The 16,948-nt window shown below is 49.2% G+C and carries 11 protein-coding genes, 1 tRNA gene and 1 pseudogene; 8 read left to right on the top strand and 5 right to left on the bottom strand.

Features of this window, described 5'->3' with window-relative positions; all coding sequences use genetic code 11:
* Positions 1-4 precede the first annotated feature (4 nt).
* A complete protein-coding gene (locus tag PKO02S_RS20215; RefSeq protein ID WP_127585656.1) occupies positions 5-253 on the top strand; it encodes a hypothetical protein in 249 nt (82 codons plus the stop codon).
* 438 nt (positions 254-691) lie between these two features.
* Here the strand turns inward: PKO02S_RS20215 and PKO02S_RS20210 are convergent.
* The 4 genes from PKO02S_RS20210 to PKO02S_RS34140 all read right to left on the bottom strand — a co-directional run bounded on the left by PKO02S_RS20210 (position 692) and on the right by PKO02S_RS34140 (position 2,377).
* A tRNA-Ala gene (locus tag PKO02S_RS20210) sits at positions 692-766 on the bottom strand.
* A 407-nt stretch (positions 767-1,173) separates the two neighbouring features.
* The gene (locus tag PKO02S_RS33925; RefSeq protein WP_127585655.1) at positions 1,174-1,749 is read right to left on the bottom strand and encodes a glycosyltransferase; all 576 of its coding nucleotides are present in this window, start codon (positions 1,747-1,749) and stop codon (positions 1,174-1,176) included.
* Between the two features lie 34 nt (positions 1,750-1,783).
* Positions 1,784-2,062 (bottom strand): type II toxin-antitoxin system Phd/YefM family antitoxin, encoded by a 279-nt coding sequence (locus PKO02S_RS20200; RefSeq protein WP_127585654.1) that lies wholly within the window; start codon positions 2,060-2,062, stop codon positions 1,784-1,786.
* A 159-nt stretch (positions 2,063-2,221) separates the two neighbouring features.
* Positions 2,222-2,377 carry a hypothetical protein gene (locus tag PKO02S_RS34140; protein WP_507763315.1) on the bottom strand — a complete coding sequence of 52 codons (156 nt, stop codon included), beginning with the start codon at positions 2,375-2,377 and terminating at the stop codon, positions 2,222-2,224.
* A gap of 409 nt (positions 2,378-2,786) precedes the next feature.
* On the opposite strand from PKO02S_RS34140, the gene PKO02S_RS20190 reads away from it, so the two are divergent.
* From PKO02S_RS20190 to PKO02S_RS20160, 7 genes are all read left to right on the top strand, one after another.
* Complete coding sequence (locus PKO02S_RS20190) at positions 2,787-5,111, top strand: AraC family transcriptional regulator (RefSeq protein WP_127585653.1); 2,325 nt, start codon at positions 2,787-2,789, stop codon at positions 5,109-5,111.
* Positions 5,112-5,254: 143 nt separating this feature from the next.
* On the top strand, positions 5,255-6,223 hold the full coding sequence (locus tag PKO02S_RS20185) for an ABC transporter permease (protein WP_127585652.1): 969 nt from the start codon (positions 5,255-5,257) through the stop codon (positions 6,221-6,223).
* 16 nt (positions 6,224-6,239) lie between these two features.
* Positions 6,240-7,103, top strand: a complete 864-nt coding sequence (locus PKO02S_RS20180; protein WP_127585651.1) for a carbohydrate ABC transporter permease — start codon at positions 6,240-6,242, stop codon at positions 7,101-7,103.
* A gap of 40 nt (positions 7,104-7,143) precedes the next feature.
* The gene (locus PKO02S_RS20175) at positions 7,144-8,763 is read left to right on the top strand and encodes an extracellular solute-binding protein (protein ID WP_127585650.1); all 1,620 of its coding nucleotides are present in this window, start codon (positions 7,144-7,146) and stop codon (positions 8,761-8,763) included.
* A 131-nt stretch (positions 8,764-8,894) separates the two neighbouring features.
* Entirely contained in the window at positions 8,895-9,884 is a 990-nt protein-coding gene (locus PKO02S_RS20170) for an alpha/beta fold hydrolase (RefSeq protein ID WP_127585649.1), read from the top strand.
* A gap of 60 nt (positions 9,885-9,944) precedes the next feature.
* Positions 9,945-15,188 (top strand): heparinase II/III family protein, encoded by a 5,244-nt coding sequence (locus PKO02S_RS20165; RefSeq protein WP_127585648.1) that lies wholly within the window; start codon positions 9,945-9,947, stop codon positions 15,186-15,188.
* Positions 15,189-15,772: 584 nt separating this feature from the next.
* Positions 15,773-16,141 (top strand): VOC family protein, encoded by a 369-nt coding sequence (locus PKO02S_RS20160; RefSeq protein ID WP_127585647.1) that lies wholly within the window; start codon positions 15,773-15,775, stop codon positions 16,139-16,141.
* A 219-nt stretch (positions 16,142-16,360) separates the two neighbouring features.
* On the opposite strand, the pseudogene PKO02S_RS34105 reads toward PKO02S_RS20160, so the two are convergent.
* Positions 16,361-16,718, bottom strand: a pseudogene (locus tag PKO02S_RS34105) (transposase); the annotation flags it as partial.
* Positions 16,719-16,948 lie beyond the last annotated feature (230 nt).

Genomic DNA, 16,948 nt, shown 5'->3' with positions numbered 1-16,948 from the left:
GCAAATGGATATGGAAGATCGAATTATTATGGCTGCCCTTTTTTTCTTAGTTCTTGGAACACCCAGCCTAATCTCAATATTTAATCCTGTTCTGTCTTTTCGAATGTCAGGGAGAAGCTCCTGGAAAAAGAAACCGACAGAGGATGTGAAGAAGCGCAATCGAATATCAGGATACGTGGGTTTGGCGATAACGATCGCTTCTATGATTTATATATCCTTAGATTTGACCCTCAGCCTGCCGATCCTTCTCTAGGCGCTGATTCTGAAAAAAAAGGAACGGGTTTGAACATCACGGTTGTTATTATTAATGTGGAAATAGTTGTAATATGTGCGATTGGCGTGTATTTAGGATGGAAATATTATAAAAACGACTTTCTGAAAAGAGAGAAGAAAAACAAATAAACCAAAGCGGAATAATTCGAAAATCTACCTCTCGTTATTCCGCCAAGTCGTTAGCCTTCCTTATATAAAAAAGTCGCTCCTCCCTTCACTCCGGTTTGAACCTTGAAGAGCGAGCCGACAGCGGATATTGCATAAGCGTCTCCGCCGTCATCCCTTCGATTGCCGTTGTCACCTCCCGCCCGCTCCTCCTGCTTGAGTAGGTGCAATAGAATGAACGATCAGCGTCTGCCAAAAACCAAGAAACAATTCAAAACCCTCCAAGTTAGTGGAGGGTTTTGAATTGTTTGTATGGTGGAGTTTAGGGGATCGAACCCCTGCCCTCATCGCTGCCAGCGATGCGCCCTCCCAGCTGAGCTAAAACCCCATGATTCTCCATTTAAGGAAGTACTTCTTTGGTAGTGCACTCGGCTGACGTGTGCTTCCAGTTAAGCTAAGATCCCTACTAAATAGTAATAAAACTTTTGAGCAAAACTGTCACATCTCACTTATTGATTTAGAACCATCAATATTAAGCATTCCACATGTCTCGTCCACAGGAGGCGACCTCGCTGCCGCGGCGTCTGTTATAGTCGCTTTATGTTGCGTAGAATTAGAACTTGTGCAGGTGCTTCGCCCTTCTGTTCGCTCGATTTGATGTGCGGGGAACTGAGTACGTTTATCCGGTGTCGTACCCGAACCACAAAACAGATCATAATAAACATCGTTTCTAAATGGTCTACTGATTCTCAGCGCATACCGCGCGGCGGCCCTCTCCTCATTTAAGATACGGTTTTAACGACTTAGAAAATGTTCTACAAGCAAATACACACTAGCAGCTAACCCTACGGTCACCATGATCATCAACAGAAAAAGTGAATACCTCACAGATAGGGATATGTAATATGGAGAAACCCTTAACCAATGCATGAATAGTTTTACGATATTATAGTTTGAATTTCCATGCTTCCTCTTGTGATGCTCTATTAATGTGTTTGCTATATTCGATGTACTTTTTAAGATTAGCCCCTGAATAATAGGATTCGGCGTTTGATCCTCAATAAGCATCTTCACTATCACGCTTCTCATAATTAAGAAGTTGCTGAACGAAACTCTCTGTTTTGTGCTCATAAACACAAGCATTTGATGGAGGTACGATACAAGCTTTCTCAGCCAAGATTGGTTATAGACTATCCTTGTGCCGATAACAACGTCGTAACCCTCGTTAATTTTATGGATTAGCTTTATTACCTCCTTGGGTGGATTTTGCATATCGTCATCCATTAGCACAACAAGGTTACCCCTGCAATGCCTGAGCCCGGTCATTAATGCGAGCTGTTGGCCGCCATTGTTGTCAAGGAGATCAAACAAACTGAAGGCAATCAGCCCCCAGTTTGTGTAATAATTATTCTTTATCTCCCTTACGAATCCGCTGTCTTAATTGATTAAACACCTCGTCATGGCTATAACGGACGTCAGAGTTATATGCTTCGCTTTCAGCCTCTTGCAGCTTTGCAAAAATCTCGGTGTTGTACTGCATATTCTCATACTGCTCAATACTCATGACAACCATATCACCGTGTCCATTTTTCGTAAGAAATACCGGTTCACGAGTTTCGTGAACAATCTTTGATATTTCGGCGAAATTATTTCGAAGATCGGATACAGGTCTAATTTGCGGCAAGGCACTCCCTCCTCATAACATCATTTTATCATTATTATGATAACCAATCAACTTCATCTTTATGCAACTAAAGTGGACACCTCCGGAGGTCATGCAGAGCTAATCGAATTTACCTAAAGCTGTTTGTTGAGGTAACCGTCACGGGCTTAGGCATCCCCATTATTTATTGATTCGATATACTGATACTACCGCTTCCACATGATCGCCCACCGTGAGTGATGCAGGGGAGATTGGTCGAATCACAGATTGGTTCATGGATAGCAGATCTTCGATATTGGCTCGAGGACCAGTCCAACCGGGCAATATGCCTAACACATATTGAATTTTTTCTCCTTCTGTGTTTAAAATGTGACTTAACCGAGTTCATCCATAGCAATCGAGCTTAAAATCAGATTTATCGCAACCTCTCTGCTCCGTGGGACGGTGGGGGGAATCTTGGGAGTATGGGGTTGTGCCAATAAATGACCGTCCATTCAGTTACAGACTCTGTCTGGTTGATCGTCATCAGATGATGGGTATGTGTTTCTGAAGCATGTGTACGAGCAGGTGACGACTACAGGGGGAGGCGGAACTTGTTTCTTATTGTGAGTTGGATCATTTTGGCATGTACTGCGTGTGAATTGGTTATTCGTCGGTATCGACGGAGGAATTAACGGAGAAACAGCGAATTCCGAGACGGATTTGTAAAAACGGGTATCTAAAAAAAGTAAGGGGGCGTTCTCCCATGGGTAAAAGCAAATTGCTGACCAGAACGTTTGCGATATTCACTGGTTTGCTGTTGATTACATTCTCCCTCATCGTATTTGTCTATGACTATAGTATGAACAAGTATGCCGAGGATGAGATTAGTCGTTCTTCGACAGGGAAATTGGAGATCATCCGCAGCATTAACGAATTACTGGTAGACTTTGTCGGCAAGGATGCGTTGAAGCTCTCGCTGAATGCGAAGCTGAATGATCTGTATAGCGCGATAAAGCAGACAGAAGGGGAAGACCGGATCAATAATATCCTGTTGATGAAGGACATGTTCCAGACGCTGGAGCAGATGGTTTCCACCAGCAGTACGGTTCAATCGGTCTACTTGTACCTGCAGGATGCAGATTATGTAATCTCGTCTAATTATGGAGCCGCTTACACGAAGGATTTCTATGACAAGTCCTGGCTGCCGGAGTACGTCAAGGCCAACGGAAAAGCGGTTTGGTTAAGCAGCCGGATTCCTTTTGACAAAGAAGTTTCTCCTGACGCCTTATCGTTAAACAATGTCATAAGCTACAACGATTATGTGGTGACCTATGTCTTTCCCCTAAGTGCGTACACCACACAGGTAAAGGGAGCCATCCTCATCAATCTGTACGAGGACGGGTTGAGTCAACTGATTAACCGTAAAACGGATGAGGGCAGCAATATCTATATGGTCAACAGCAAAGGCGATGTGATCTCGCATACGGACAAATCGCTGGTCGGCACGAATATCGCGTATCAGTCTACGATGAAGAAGATCATCGCCAGTCCGGAGGCCGAAGGGTACTTTACGGAAAACGTACAAAACGAGCGGAAACTGATCAGCTACTACAAGTCAAACGTGAATGATTGGACGTATGTGGGGGTCAACTCGCTGGATCGACTCACGTCCAAGGCTAACGCCTTGCGCTTTAATCTGTCGTATCTGTTTGTGATGCTGCTGGCGCTCGAACTGTTGTGCAGTTACTGGATTCTGAGAAGGTTGTACAGCCCGGTTCGTAGGCTGATTCAAACGTTGAAACAGCAAAGGAAGTTAAGTCTCAATGAGAATGCGAATGAAGTAGAGGTACTGACGAACGCGTTCAATGAAATCATCAAGCAGGAGGAGCAGGTGTTCAGCGCGCTGGAGAAAAACAAAAAAGCGATGCGGGACCAGGCTGTGAGAGGATTGTTGAACGGCGCCGCCATTGAATCGATTAACGAGGAGCTGCTGAGTATCAGCTTCCCTCAGGACTACTTTATCTGTGCGGCGATATCGGTTGATCAGTATAAGGAGTTTCAAGCAGCTTTTCCGGAGAATCACCAGTTCTATCTGCACGCTGTCTTGCTCAAGATGATCGAAGATATGATGGAACAGCCCTGGAGCAGTATCGGAACGATTATGGAGAAGAATAAGCTCGGCTTCATCATCAACTGTGCGTGCGATAATCAAGCTGAGGTGGATGTCTGGTTGAAGGGCGTATTTGAATTCGTCCAGCATGAGATGAAGAAGCTGACGAACTTCACGCTGAGTGTGGGGCTCGGATCGCTGCAGCACGGCTCCGAAGGGATCGAAGTTTCTTATGAAGATGCCCTCTCCTCGCTGCAGCGCAGGCTGGTGCACGGGAGAGCGGCGATTATCTTTTATGAAAACAAGTTGTCCGGCATCCCCAAAAACTACTACCCAACCAGCAAAGAAAATGCTGTGTTCAATCAGTTGCAACTGGGATCACTGCCAGGTGTGGAGAAAGCGATCCATGACTTTATGGATGAAATACGTGCCAAAACCGAATTAAGCGCGGACCATGTGTATCTGATCCTGAATCAATTCGCAGCGGTAACGATCAAACATACGATGGAGTTGGGGATGAACACCAGTGACTTAATCGGAGTCCCCGACAAGAACATCTACCAGCAGCTTCTGGATCACGAATCGCTGGAGGATATCGATCATTGGTTTACATCGATCTACCGCAAGATCGTTGAACACGCGAATTCGAGCAAGCTGGGCAGCACAGACTACGTCAATCGTGTGATGGCGTACATCGAACAGAACTTTCGCTCCGATATCGATCTCAATGAGCTCTCGGAGAAAATGGGGATCAGCTACTCCCAATTACGTCGACGCTTCCAGGGGGAAACGGGAGAGAACCTGCTTGCCTATATTAACAAACTGCGAATCGAGGAAGCCAAGCGACTGTTGCGTCAGACGACGATCGCGATCGCCGACATCGCGATTAGCTTGGGGTATAACAATGAGCAGAGCCTGAACCGATTTTTCAAGAAATTCGAAGGGATCACCCCCGGTGATTACCGCAGAAGCCGCTAATCACATTCAGTTTCTTGCACAGTATTGAAAAAGTGGCGTCACGTACGGAAAAAGAAAGAAAGCGATTACATATGACAGAAAGTAAGGATTGTCGCCAGCTCTCCCTCGATTTAGGATTAAGGCAGTCAGGAGGAGAGGTGAGCATGAGCCAATCGCCACAGAATCAATTATCTACTTTGCCCGCAACAGCCAACTACATTCCTAAGAGAAAGGGGAGCTATAGTCACTTCTTTAAAGATCGTTACTTGTATCTGATGGTCTGCATTCCCGTATTGTTTTACTTCGTATTCAAATACTATCCGATGTACGGTATCGTCATCGCATTCCAAGACTACAACATGTTCAAGGGCTTTTTCGGAAGTGAATGGGTAGGACTGGATGTATTCCGGGAATTATTCCGAATGAAGCAGTTCTGGAGCGCCTTGGGCAATACACTGATGCTAAGCTTGCTGGATCTGGCTGTCGGGTTTCCTGGTCCTATCGTGCTCGCTATTCTTCTGAACGAACTGCGCACAGGATTATTCAAGAAGATATCTCAATCCTTGTTGTACTTGCCTCACTTTCTGTCATGGATCATCATCAGCGGTATGTTGTATCAGATCCTGTCAGTCAAATACGGTCTGGTTAACCATATCCTTGAGTGGTCTGGGATCGGGACGATTCCATTTCTGACCGACCCGAATTGGTGGATCTTCACGTACGTGGCTTCAGGCGTCTGGCAGAATATCGGCTGGGGGGCCATTATCTACCTGGCTGCCATGGCAGGTATCAATTCCGAACTGTATGAAGCTGCGAGTGTGGATGGCGCGAAACGATTTCGTCTGATCTGGCATGTTACCTTGCCATGTATTCGTCCGACGATCGTGATCTTGTTCATACTCACAATTGGGAATATCCTGAACGTCGGTTTTGAACGCGTGTTCGCTTTAAGCAATTCACTGGTATCCGAGAACTCGGAAGTCATAGCTACATTTGTTTACCAAGTCGGTATTCAAAACGCTCAATTTAGCTTAGCTACTGCAATCGGTTTGTTTCAATCTACGGTGGCTTTAGTTCTGCTGGTCATTTCAAACTTCTTGGCCAAGAAACTTGGCGAAGATGGAATCTGGTAGAAAGGAAGCTAGCATCATGACCAAACGAGCCTGGAATTTTGGAAATATCGTGAATGTATCCATCATATCGTTTCTTGCCTTGATCTGCCTGTTTCCCTTCATCAACATCGCGGCTGTATCGCTGAGTTCCAGCGAAGCGATCGTAACCGGGAGAATCAGCTTCTTTCCGGTCGGGTTCACATGGGAATGGTATGACAAGGTGTTCAGCAACAAGTCTATGCTCCAATCCCTGTGGTTTACGGTTTATGTGACCGTGATCTATGTGGTAATGGCATTGCTGATGAGCGTGTTTCTCGCTTACCCGCTATCACGCAAGACGTTCAAGGGCAGGACGTTTATCCTGGTGATGATCTCCATCACCCTCTACTTCAGCGGAGGTCTCGTTCCTACATTTCTCGTCGTGCAAAAGCTGGGCATGATCAACTCAATGTGGTCGCTAATCATACCCGTCTTGATCAACTCGTTTAACGTCATCATCATGAAAAGTTTCTTCAGCAATATCCCGGAGAGCCTGATCGAGTCTGCCGTAATGGACGGCGCCAACGACTTCGTCATCTTGTTTCGGGTAGTCTTACCGCTGTCCAAAGCGATGCTTGCGACAATCGCCCTGTTCTATATGGTCGCTCGCTGGAATTCGTACTCGGATGCGTTGTTCTACATTAACGACAATTCCCTGTATCCCCTGCAGTTAAAGCTGCGAGAGCTTGTCGCGCTCAGTCAAATGAATTTTGACCCCAACGAGCAGCAAGACACGGGGTTTGTATCGGAAGGGATAAAATCCGCCAGCATCATTTTTGCAACGCTGCCGATCCTGCTGATTTACCCATGGCTGCAAAAGTACTTTGTCCAAGGTGTTACTCTCGGTGCGATCAAAGGTTGAACATGAAGGTGAACCTATACTAATCAGGGGGTTTGAAAACATGAATGGTAAAAAAACAAAAATCGCCTTATCTTTGCTGATGGTCACGACAGCGATGCTGTCCGCATGCTCGAACAGTACGGAACAATCGACGACATCCAGCTCGCCTACAGCAGGAGCTACGTCAACAGCGAAGCCCGCTGCACCGGTGGATCTGACTGTAGAAATATTCGACCGGGCCAATGCTCCTGAGGGCGGCGGCTCCGTTACCGATAACTACTTGACCAAGTGGATCAAGGAAACCGTCAAAGCCGATCTGAATATCAATCTGAGCTACTATGCGGTTCCCCGCGCTCAGGAAGTTGATAAGTTGAACGTGCTGATGTCGACGAACTCTGCACCGGATATTATCTTCACGTACTATAAGGACGTATATCTCAACTACGCCAAGCAGGGCGGCATCTATGATCTGACTGCGCTTATGGAGCAGTACGGCGCTGATTATAAAAAGCTGGCAGGCGACCGCATCAAAGCTGGGCAGGTCGAAGGGAAGCAGATGGCCCTGGTGTCCGTATTGGGCAACAGCGCGTTGTGGGGCTCCTTTATACGCAAGGACTGGCTGGATAAGCTGAGCCTGCCTATGCCGACCACGCGTGATGAATGGTACAAGGCTTTGAAAGCGTTTAAGGAAAAGGATCCAGGCGGTGTAGGCAAGGATCTGGTCGCATTTGGTATGTATCCGACCAACAACACCAATATGGACAATCACTACGGTGCTTCTTCGTTGCTGTGGTCCTTCGTAAAAAGCAACACTTCAGAGCGGGATTTGCAAACGCTTCCTTACTTCATGCTGCCAGGCTGGAAGGATGGCGTCCGCTTCGTAAACCAGATGTTCCTGGATGGTCTGATCGATCCTGAGTTTTCCATCGACCAGAACAATACGAAGCTGAAGGCCAATCTGGCTTCGGGCAAGCTGGGTTCGGTCTCGCAAAACTTCAACTTCCCTTACGCCGCCAGCAACGGAGCACTGAATGATACACTGGGTAAAAATGTAGCGGGCGCACAAATGGTCCCTGTCGATCCGTTCAAGAACGATGCCGGCAAATACCCGAAAGTAGGCAACCCGCTGTACGGCATGTACATCATGGTTCCGAAATCAAGCAAAAATCCCGAGGCCGCTGTGAAATATCTGAACTGGCTGGCGAATCAGGATCATGCGAAGATGATCGCGCTGGGTAAAGAAAACGAGCACTTCAAACAGGTTGATGGACTTAACCAGGCGATCGACGCGAAGAAGAACGGACTTGAGCTGTGGGGTTCAGGGGATCTGAACTTGATCGGCTGGCAGCAGCCGCTGGAGACGATTCAAAAAACGGCTCTGGCTAATCCTACGCTGGGTAACAGCGGCAAGCTGTACGTGGAATCGATGAACATGGCGCTTAAGGATTCGATCATTGACTACACTCGTTCGCCTATATTCGACCGAGTCATCGAAGCGAATCAGAAGTACAAGGCAAACCTGGATAAAATCTATCTGGATGGCCTGGTTCGCTCGATTTTAAGCAAGTCTGGCGAATTCGACAAGGCCTACGATGCGATGGCTGCAGAATACCTGAAGAATGGCGGTCAGGATACGATCACAGAGAAGCAGGCCGCATATGACGCGATGAATAAAAAGTAAACATTGGATGAACGAGCCGCTAAGTCATTCGGAGCAATGACTTAGCGGCTCGCCACGGAGATTTTTATAGTGGATCTGGACGCCCTATTTGTTCCATAATCTTGAATTAACTATGTAAGGAATGAGAAAAAATGCCTCGTGTAGATATGCCGCTCGAACAGCTATTGAAGTATGCGGGAATGAATCCGAAGCCAGATGATATGAACGAGTACTGGGATCGGGCATTGCAAGAGATGCGGCAGCAGCCGGCCGAGGTCGAGCTGGTTCCGAGCTCGTTTCAGGTTCCCTTTGCGGACTGCTTCCATCTATACTTCACAGGAGTAGGCGGAGCGCGTATACATGCCAAGTACATCCGCCCGAAATCTCCAGTCGTTCAAAGTGAACAGGATCAGCATCCTGCGATTATTCTGTTTCATGGTTATACGTCCAACTCCGGTGACTGGAGCGATAAGCTGGGCTACGCAGCGCTTGGATTTTCCGTCTTTGCGATGGATTGCCGGGGACAGGGAGGACGGTCCGAAGATGCTGGAGGCGTAAAGGGAACAACCTATCAAGGTCATATTATCCGCGGACTGGATGATCATCCGGATCGACTGCTGTTCCGACAGATCTTTCTCGATGCAGCGCAGCTAGCCGGGATCGTGATGGAGCGTCCCGAGGTAGATCCGAATCGGGTCGGTGTAACGGGCGGCTCGCAGGGCGGCGGTTTAAGTTTGGCATGCGCGGCGCTCGAGCCACGAATTCGCAAGGTGGCCGCGATTTATCCGTTTCTGACGGATTATTACCGGGTATGGGAGATGGACATGGCGAATCGCGCTTACGAAGAACTCAAAACGTATTTTCGTAAGTTCGATCCGAGACATGAGCGTGAGCGTGAGGTCTTCACTCGGCTGGGTTATATCGATGTGCAGCATCTGGCCGATCGCATACAAGCAGAGGTCTATATGGGGGTAGGGTTGATGGATCTGACCTGTCCGCCTTCTACACAGTTTGCCTTATACAACAAGATATCCTCGCCCAAGCGGTTGGAGATCTATCCCGATTATGCACATGAGAATCTGCCGGAGATGAATGATTTTATCCTGACATTCATGGAAGGGTTCTTGGAGGAAGCACGATAAGTGTAGGGAACCGCAGAATCGCGGGTTGTAAGCAAACACACAGAGGAGGAATCGACGCGTATGAGAAGAGTCAGGGAGCTGTCTATCTTACTTTGTTTCACATTGGTGTTCAGCATTGCCGGTTTGTTTCAACCTCAACAAGCTGTCCAAGCGTTCACAGATCCGGGCAACATCTCGGATGAGTCTTTTTTCGGCAAGTGGAATCCATCGACGCTGCAATGGACCACGCCTAGTAAACTGAATTATAGTTACAATGCCGCGATGACCGCCATCGGCAACACCGTAAAGGGCGTTCAGAACGGGGACTACTCAACGGCGAAAGAGGAGCTGCTTCAATACTACAAGAATCGCTCCGATCGCACGGCGCCGCCGTTAACCTTGATCGACAGCAACCCAACGGTGTCCTCGCTTACATACGAAGGCTATTACTATGATATCGGCTATGGCGAGAAGTTTGTGCAAAAAGCCAGCGTCACCGATACCTATCAGCCGGTAACTGCCGATGTGACGACAAGTATGACGAATGCCTTCAACGGCAAAAAGCAGTTTGTCTCGTACATCCTGATGGGTGCTGATAAAAACGGCATCGACATGACGTTCTACAGCAAAGAGTATAGCAGCGGGGCATACAAACCGGTTATCACGGTTCAGTACGCCGGCGGCGCTACGCAAACCTTCCAGGTAAGCCAGGATACATACATCCAGCCTGGCGCCAACGCCAGCGCAGATTTTGGCTCGGCGCATGAGCTGTATGTCCAGGATTCCGGCGATGCTACGCTTCCTTACGACAGTCAGACCAAGCGGGCGTATTTTACATTTGATGTCGGCGCACTGAGCAGCGTTCCACTCTCTGCTACGGTTCAGTTCTATGGCAAGTCAGCATCCGGTACCAACGACATCCTGGTGTTGGAGAACTTTGACACGTCCTGGTTTGAAAACAGTAAAAATTGGTCCAACACCAGAAGCTCCTTTTTCTCCTGGCGCGGCATCCCTACACTTACGACCTGGGATGATTTTCAAGGAACCGATATCGCGTACTTCTATGATGTCTCACGGTTTTTCTTCGCAGTTCCTATGGCTTACGAGTATGCCGTCAATGGCAATGATGCGTACGCGCATAAATTAATCGAAATTACCCTGGATCTGATCGGCGACAAGGGAGCCGGTTATCCCCGCGGGCTGGAGACCGGCCTACGCGATCTGAATCTGGTCAGGGCCTATGACAGTTTCCGGACAGCCCCTTCCCTGGATAGAGAAGCGAATACGTCGATTCTCAAGTTTTTGGAAGCCGAAGGAGCGTTCCTGGAGCAGAACCGCAACTTTAACGACAGCAACAACATCGGTACGGCGAATATTGTGGGTATGTACGTGTTGGCGGTCTACTTCCCTGAGTTCCAGCGCTCCTCCAGATGGCAGGACCTGGTTGAGATCCGCAGCAACTATATCTTCAGGGAGTTAAGCTACCCGGACACCTCCTACAAAGAGGCTTCAACCGGTTACAATGGCGTGACGATCAACATCCTGAACATAATCCTGGATTGGGGTACGTTGAACGGACAGGTATTAAGTGATTCGTTCAAGAAAAACCTGCAAGATATGGCCCTCTACTTCGTCCGATCCAACTATCCGAATGGACTTCAGACCCAGTACGGCGATACGGATGTGCAGAATCGAACAACCACGATGCTGGACATCGGTAACAAGCTCGGAAGCAATGATCTGATCTACTTCGGCAGCCGAGGCCTAAGCGGAACGGAACCTGCCACAGGCTCCGAGTTTTACCCGGATGGCAAGATGCTGTTCATGCGCACAGGCTGGCAGAATAATGATCTGTTCCTCCATCTCAACAATAAGCATGGGTATCACGGTCACTTCGATGATCTGAGTGTGCTGCCGTATGCGTACGGGCGAGCGCTGCTGGTAGACCCGGGCCGCTTCTCCTATAGCGTCGGTGACCCTATCGAGCAGTGGCTGCGATCGACGAAGGCTCATAACACGATCGAGATCAATGATAAAAATCAATATCAGTACACGAACTCCAGCAAAAATGACTGGTCAACCAACTCGCTGTTTGATTTTTATGAAGGGTCCAATGACGGGTACATCAAGGATAAGATCCGCCAAACCCGCAGCATCTTGTTCTTGAAGCCGAATTATTGGATCGTATCGGATTACATCGATGTCGGTACCAATACGAATGTGAACAAATACAATCAAACCTGGCATTTTGCACCCTCGGACAATCCGGGCTATGACAATGTCACGCAGCGTGTGTACAGCCAATCCGGCGAAGCTGAGCTGCAGATCGTTCCGGTGAACGATCCGGGCCTGACCTTGTCGATGGAGAGCGGCTACTATGCATTCCGGTATGGGACGGTAACGGCTGCCGCTTATGCTTCTTATGTGAAACAGCAAGCGGGCAATGTCGCTTTTGATACGGTGCTGTACCCGACGCCAACCGGTGTGAGCGCAACCGTACAGACTACGCGCTTGCCGCTGAATGTACCTTCGGATGTCGCTTCGGCGCTATCGATCGAGATCAGTCCGACTGAAAGAGGCTCTTACTACATCTCTCATGAAAACAATCCGGTTGTACAGCGTCAATTCGGCTCTTATCTGTTTAACGGCAAGATGGCCTATGTCGGTGAAGACGGCAGCGGCAATGTAACGGATGCTTCGATACGCGGAGGCACGAGGCTGGCTCGCGTTCAATCGGGAGTTCCTGTGAATCTCGTGCAGTCCACTTCACCTGTTCATGATCTGGGCGTTCAATGGAAGTCAGCTTCGAATCAAGTTGTGATAGCGGGTCCGACGATGAAGCCAGCCCTGAGCACGACGGGGGCCGTCGCTGTCTATGCACCTGCCTCGTACACAAGTCTCGTACTGAACGGTGTAACATATGCAAGCAGCGCGTTCGTGCGCAGCGGCAACTATGTCTATGTCCAAGTCGACGCGGTAGCTTCTGAGGTTGCCTCTGTCCCTGAAGTAGGCTACGTAGCCAACTATGATTACAACACGGATGATCTCGGCCTGCCGCCGAGTAACTGGATCATCCGGGAATATGCCGGTACGATTAAAGTGGTGAACGATACGGTCGATGCCGCGGGTCATGGCCAAGTGGTTAGACTGGAGAAGTCTTCGAACGTATCGCTGCAGCCCGAGCTGACATCCGGTGTAGAGGTCAGTGCGATCCGGATGCTGCCTGTACTCAAGGGTAAGGTCACGATTGATATGGACCTGCGTACGGATGAAACGACGGACAGTAAATCGATTAATGTCAATGATGATGTCGGTGTAGGCGGTATCAGTATTCTGTTAAACAATGGGGTATTCCAGGCGTATATTAATGGAAGCTATTATACGCTGCAGACATTCAACGCGAATACCTGGTATCATGTCCGGGCTGTAGCCAATACGGAGACCGGGACGTTTGATCTCTATATCGACGGGCAGAAGCAGATATCCAATGCGCCTCTGCGCAATCCGATCTATAACATCGGCCAGTTCTACTCAGGTCTGTCCGGATCCTCGATCGGTACGTTGTATACGGACAACATCAAAATCTATCAGATCATTCCGGATGTTCAGGATACTTTTGATCAAGACATCGATGGCGGCTTGCCTGCGGGTTGGATCTCCTCGACGAGCAATGGAAGCATCGCAGTAGAGAATTTGGCCAGCCGTATCGACAAGAGTGTCAAGCTGTCGCGCAGCAGCGCTTCGGACCCAGCCGCAACAGTGCTGAGAAACTTCACAGCGATGAGCGGTAAGGTCACGATTGAATCCAGAATCCGGACAGACAATACGACGCTGTTCAAGATGGCGCCGTATGTGCTGGATAACTCGAATAATCCGGCAATCAGTCTGTCTATCGGTAACGGTAAATTACGAAGCTATCATAACAATGCGTATCACGATGTTCAGACCCTCAATAACAATCAGTGGTATGCGGTGAAGATCGAGCTGGACACGGATACGGATACCGCGGATATCATCGTCGATGGCGTCAAGCGATTGACGGGTGTGCCGCTGAGAACGGCCGTTACTGCGGTCAGTAAGGTGAAATTCGACCTGTCTTCAACAAATACAGGGCATCTGTACTTCGACGATGTGAAGATTTACCAGACGCCACCACCAAATCCAACTGCACCTGTCTACACGGCTCCTGTCATCGTATCTCAGACGTTTGATGCCGGGACGACAGGTACAGCGCCTGCATCCTGGACGATCGATACCGGAAGCAGCGCGGGAAGCAGCGTAGAGGTAGCGGAGTTCCCGAGTGCAACCGACAAGAGTATGAAGCTGACCAAGCCGAATGCAGCAGGCGCTATGATGGCAGCTCTGCCCCTGAACAAGCTGAAGGGACAGACACGGATCGATGCGATGGTCTATGCGAGCGCGGCTACAGGCACCTTCAATGTACCGGTCGTACGGGATTCCGTCGGCAATACGGTGACCAGCCTGTCCTTCGACCAAGGCTATATCAAGGTGAACGTTAACGGAACCTGGCAGACGCTGCAAGCCTATACGGCAGGCAACTGGTATCGTCTGCAGCTGCTGTTGGATACAGACAAACGGGTATTCAACGTGTCGGTGAATGAAACCGAGCTGCTGTACAAGGTGCCGATGCCGTCCAATATCGTGGATCTGGATGTGATTCAGTACGCCATCCCGGCCAGCACAACGGGCCATGTGTATGTCGATAATCTGCTGGTGACACAAAATGCGCCGGCCATCTCCAACAATTTTGAATCGGAAACCGTGGGTAACGAGCCGGCCCATGGGTTTGCGGTCAAAGCGGGGGCCGATGTGCAGATTGTTGAAGCTTCGGGCAACCGCAGCATGAAGATTACGAAGGCGAATCTGGAAAATGATGCAGTCGTAGGCTGGGGAATCACGAACGCTTCGGGCGGAGGAATGGATGGAACGGTTCGGATCAGCTTGAAGGTGAAAACCGATGAGACGGCTGGAAAGAAAAATGTATTCATCTACGATGACGCCGGGTTGATGGTAGGCAGATTGTTGTTAATCAACGGTAATTTCCAGGCGTATGACGGAGCTGCCTTAAAAACGGTCAGATCGTTTACGAGCAACACGTGGTATACGATCGACATGGTCGTGAATACAGTGACCGATACGTATCAACTCTTTATTGATGGGGTACTGTGGCAGGTTGCGACGACACCTACTGTACGAACCGACGCCAATCTGCGTCTGACCGTCCAGGCACTGAGCTCGATTCGATTCACGGTGCAGAACGGGGATGTTGGGACGCTGTATGTGGATGACTTGACTGTCCGGTAAGCTGCAGGCAGGGAGTCTGGGAGAGTCTGGGGACGCTGAGCTATACACGTGTTGCCGAGCCTGTTCCCCATGCCAGGCGCGTATGTGAGGGCGCGCCTGGGGAGCAGCAGATGCGAACATGGGGCGAGCGCGGAGCGGAATGGTGATGCGTGTGGCCGCGGAGCGGGTACTCAGACACGCGATAGATTATGCATGGGTGATGAATGAAGCAGCCAGTTGCCGATTAGTCGGAGACTGGCTGCTTTTTCTTCCGATGGCCTGCAGGCTGCTTGATTCTCGTGTGTTGATCACACATGAGGATGACCAGCCAATATGGATGAGCAGTAGTTGGTGGTTCCGGGGTTCCGCGGTAGAATAATCTGAAGGAAATCCGCATGGGGTCAGATCCTATCGAAGTCGGTCCCCGGTGTCAGTCAGCCCAGAACAGCCAAGAGCGTTCGAATGTCCGTCTGTTGAAGCTGGCCATACGGGGGAACAGCACAAGCGACACGGACTTAGGGTCGTACGGGTTCAACAACGCGTGCTGTGGAATCAACGCTGGATGTATCGGATCTACAAACTACGCTTCTTTCACGGAGGAGACTATGGCGGTAATTGGACCTGACTTCATTTCTCTGCAAGTTAGACAGCTAGAGAACTCTGCACAGTTTTATCAGAACTATCTGGGCCTTATCCGCTCACAGGCTGGCCCGCCTCATGCAGTGGTTTTTGAAACGAAGCCGATTGCCTTCGCTCTGCGCGATCAATTACCCGGAACCGCTCTCCATTCAATCAGTCAACCCGGACTTGGCGTCGCTCTGTGGTTCTATGCTCCTGATGCGCAAGACATACACGACAAGCTTTTTGCGGCAGGCGTTAAGATTACGGCAGCGCCCATAGATGGGCCGTTCGGGCGAACCTTTACCTTCGCAGATCCGGACGGGTATCTGATCACGCTGCATAGCCGGCAGTAAGGGGCGATACGAATAGGACAGACCAGATGCTGTACATGCCAGACCACCCCCTGCACGATCATGCAGGGATATATGCGAATTCGGTCAGGGCACGCTTTCGTGAATAAGCTGAGAACCCTCGTGCGCTGTGCGGAGGGTTCTCGCGCTATGTTTATCTCCTATCCAGGAGAGCTCCAGCAATCGATCGACTACTGGTGAACCTGTACTGCTACATAGAATCTAGACAGTAAAATGGGGCACAATGTTAAAATTAGTGCCTGACGGTTCAAGTAACAAGCGGTGCCGGTTGCATTCCAGAAGAATGCCATCCTTGTAGCGGTTACGATTCCGTGTGAAATAATGACGCCGTTGAAATGCTTTATGCGATGGTGTCGGCCCTCAACCATCGCATACGTCTATTTGCAACGGTGATAATTAACGATTCCCACCTTCCCGTTTCGCATCGTTTTGAGCGTGCTCCGAATCGCTGGACGATCCACTTGCTCCCCTTGCGCCCACCAACGTTCAGACAGGATTCAGCAATCGTAACGCTCGGCGAGCAGTCGTACCACGTTGTAATGGCTTCTTTCCAATCCCAGTTTGTGGGACTTACAACAATACAAGAGTAGCAGATGTTTTTCCAGTTATGCCTCGGTTTATCCCGTCAAGTACTGTTTTCGGGTTTGAGCTATTTTTTTAGTATGTGTTGTCTCCAAAACATAACGATTCAACCGTTTATCATGAACGACTTCCATAATGCTTCATCTCGTTCTATCTATCTACCTCAAAAAAACAACTTTCATCAGAACAATGACCTATACCTTTTAT

The organism is Paenibacillus koleovorans NBRC 103111 (genome assembly GCF_004000845.1).
Classification (GTDB): domain Bacteria; phylum Bacillota; class Bacilli; order Paenibacillales; family NBRC-103111; genus Paenibacillus_AA; species Paenibacillus_AA koleovorans.
Note: the sequence above shows the minus strand (reverse complement) of the source record. Positions and strands in the feature narration are given on the sequence as shown.

Bases quoted from the DNA above. Each gene is read 5' to 3' on its own strand.
- PKO02S_RS20190 (WP_127585653.1), top strand. From the start codon at position 2,787: ATGGGTAAAAGCAAATTGCTGACCAGAACGTTTGCGATATTCACTGGT.
- PKO02S_RS20185 (WP_127585652.1), top strand. From the start codon at position 5,255: ATGAGCCAATCGCCACAGAATCAATTATCTACTTTGCCCGCAACAGCC.
- PKO02S_RS20165 (WP_127585648.1), top strand. From the start codon at position 9,945: ATGAGAAGAGTCAGGGAGCTGTCTATCTTACTTTGTTTCACATTGGTG.
- PKO02S_RS20180 (WP_127585651.1), top strand. From the start codon at position 6,240: ATGACCAAACGAGCCTGGAATTTTGGAAATATCGTGAATGTATCCATC.
- PKO02S_RS20160 (WP_127585647.1), top strand. From the start codon at position 15,773: ATGGCGGTAATTGGACCTGACTTCATTTCTCTGCAAGTTAGACAGCTA.
- PKO02S_RS20175 (WP_127585650.1), top strand. From the start codon at position 7,144: ATGAATGGTAAAAAAACAAAAATCGCCTTATCTTTGCTGATGGTCACG.
- PKO02S_RS20215 (WP_127585656.1), top strand. From the start codon at position 5: ATGGATATGGAAGATCGAATTATTATGGCTGCCCTTTTTTTCTTAGTT.
- PKO02S_RS20170 (WP_127585649.1), top strand. From the start codon at position 8,895: ATGCCTCGTGTAGATATGCCGCTCGAACAGCTATTGAAGTATGCGGGA.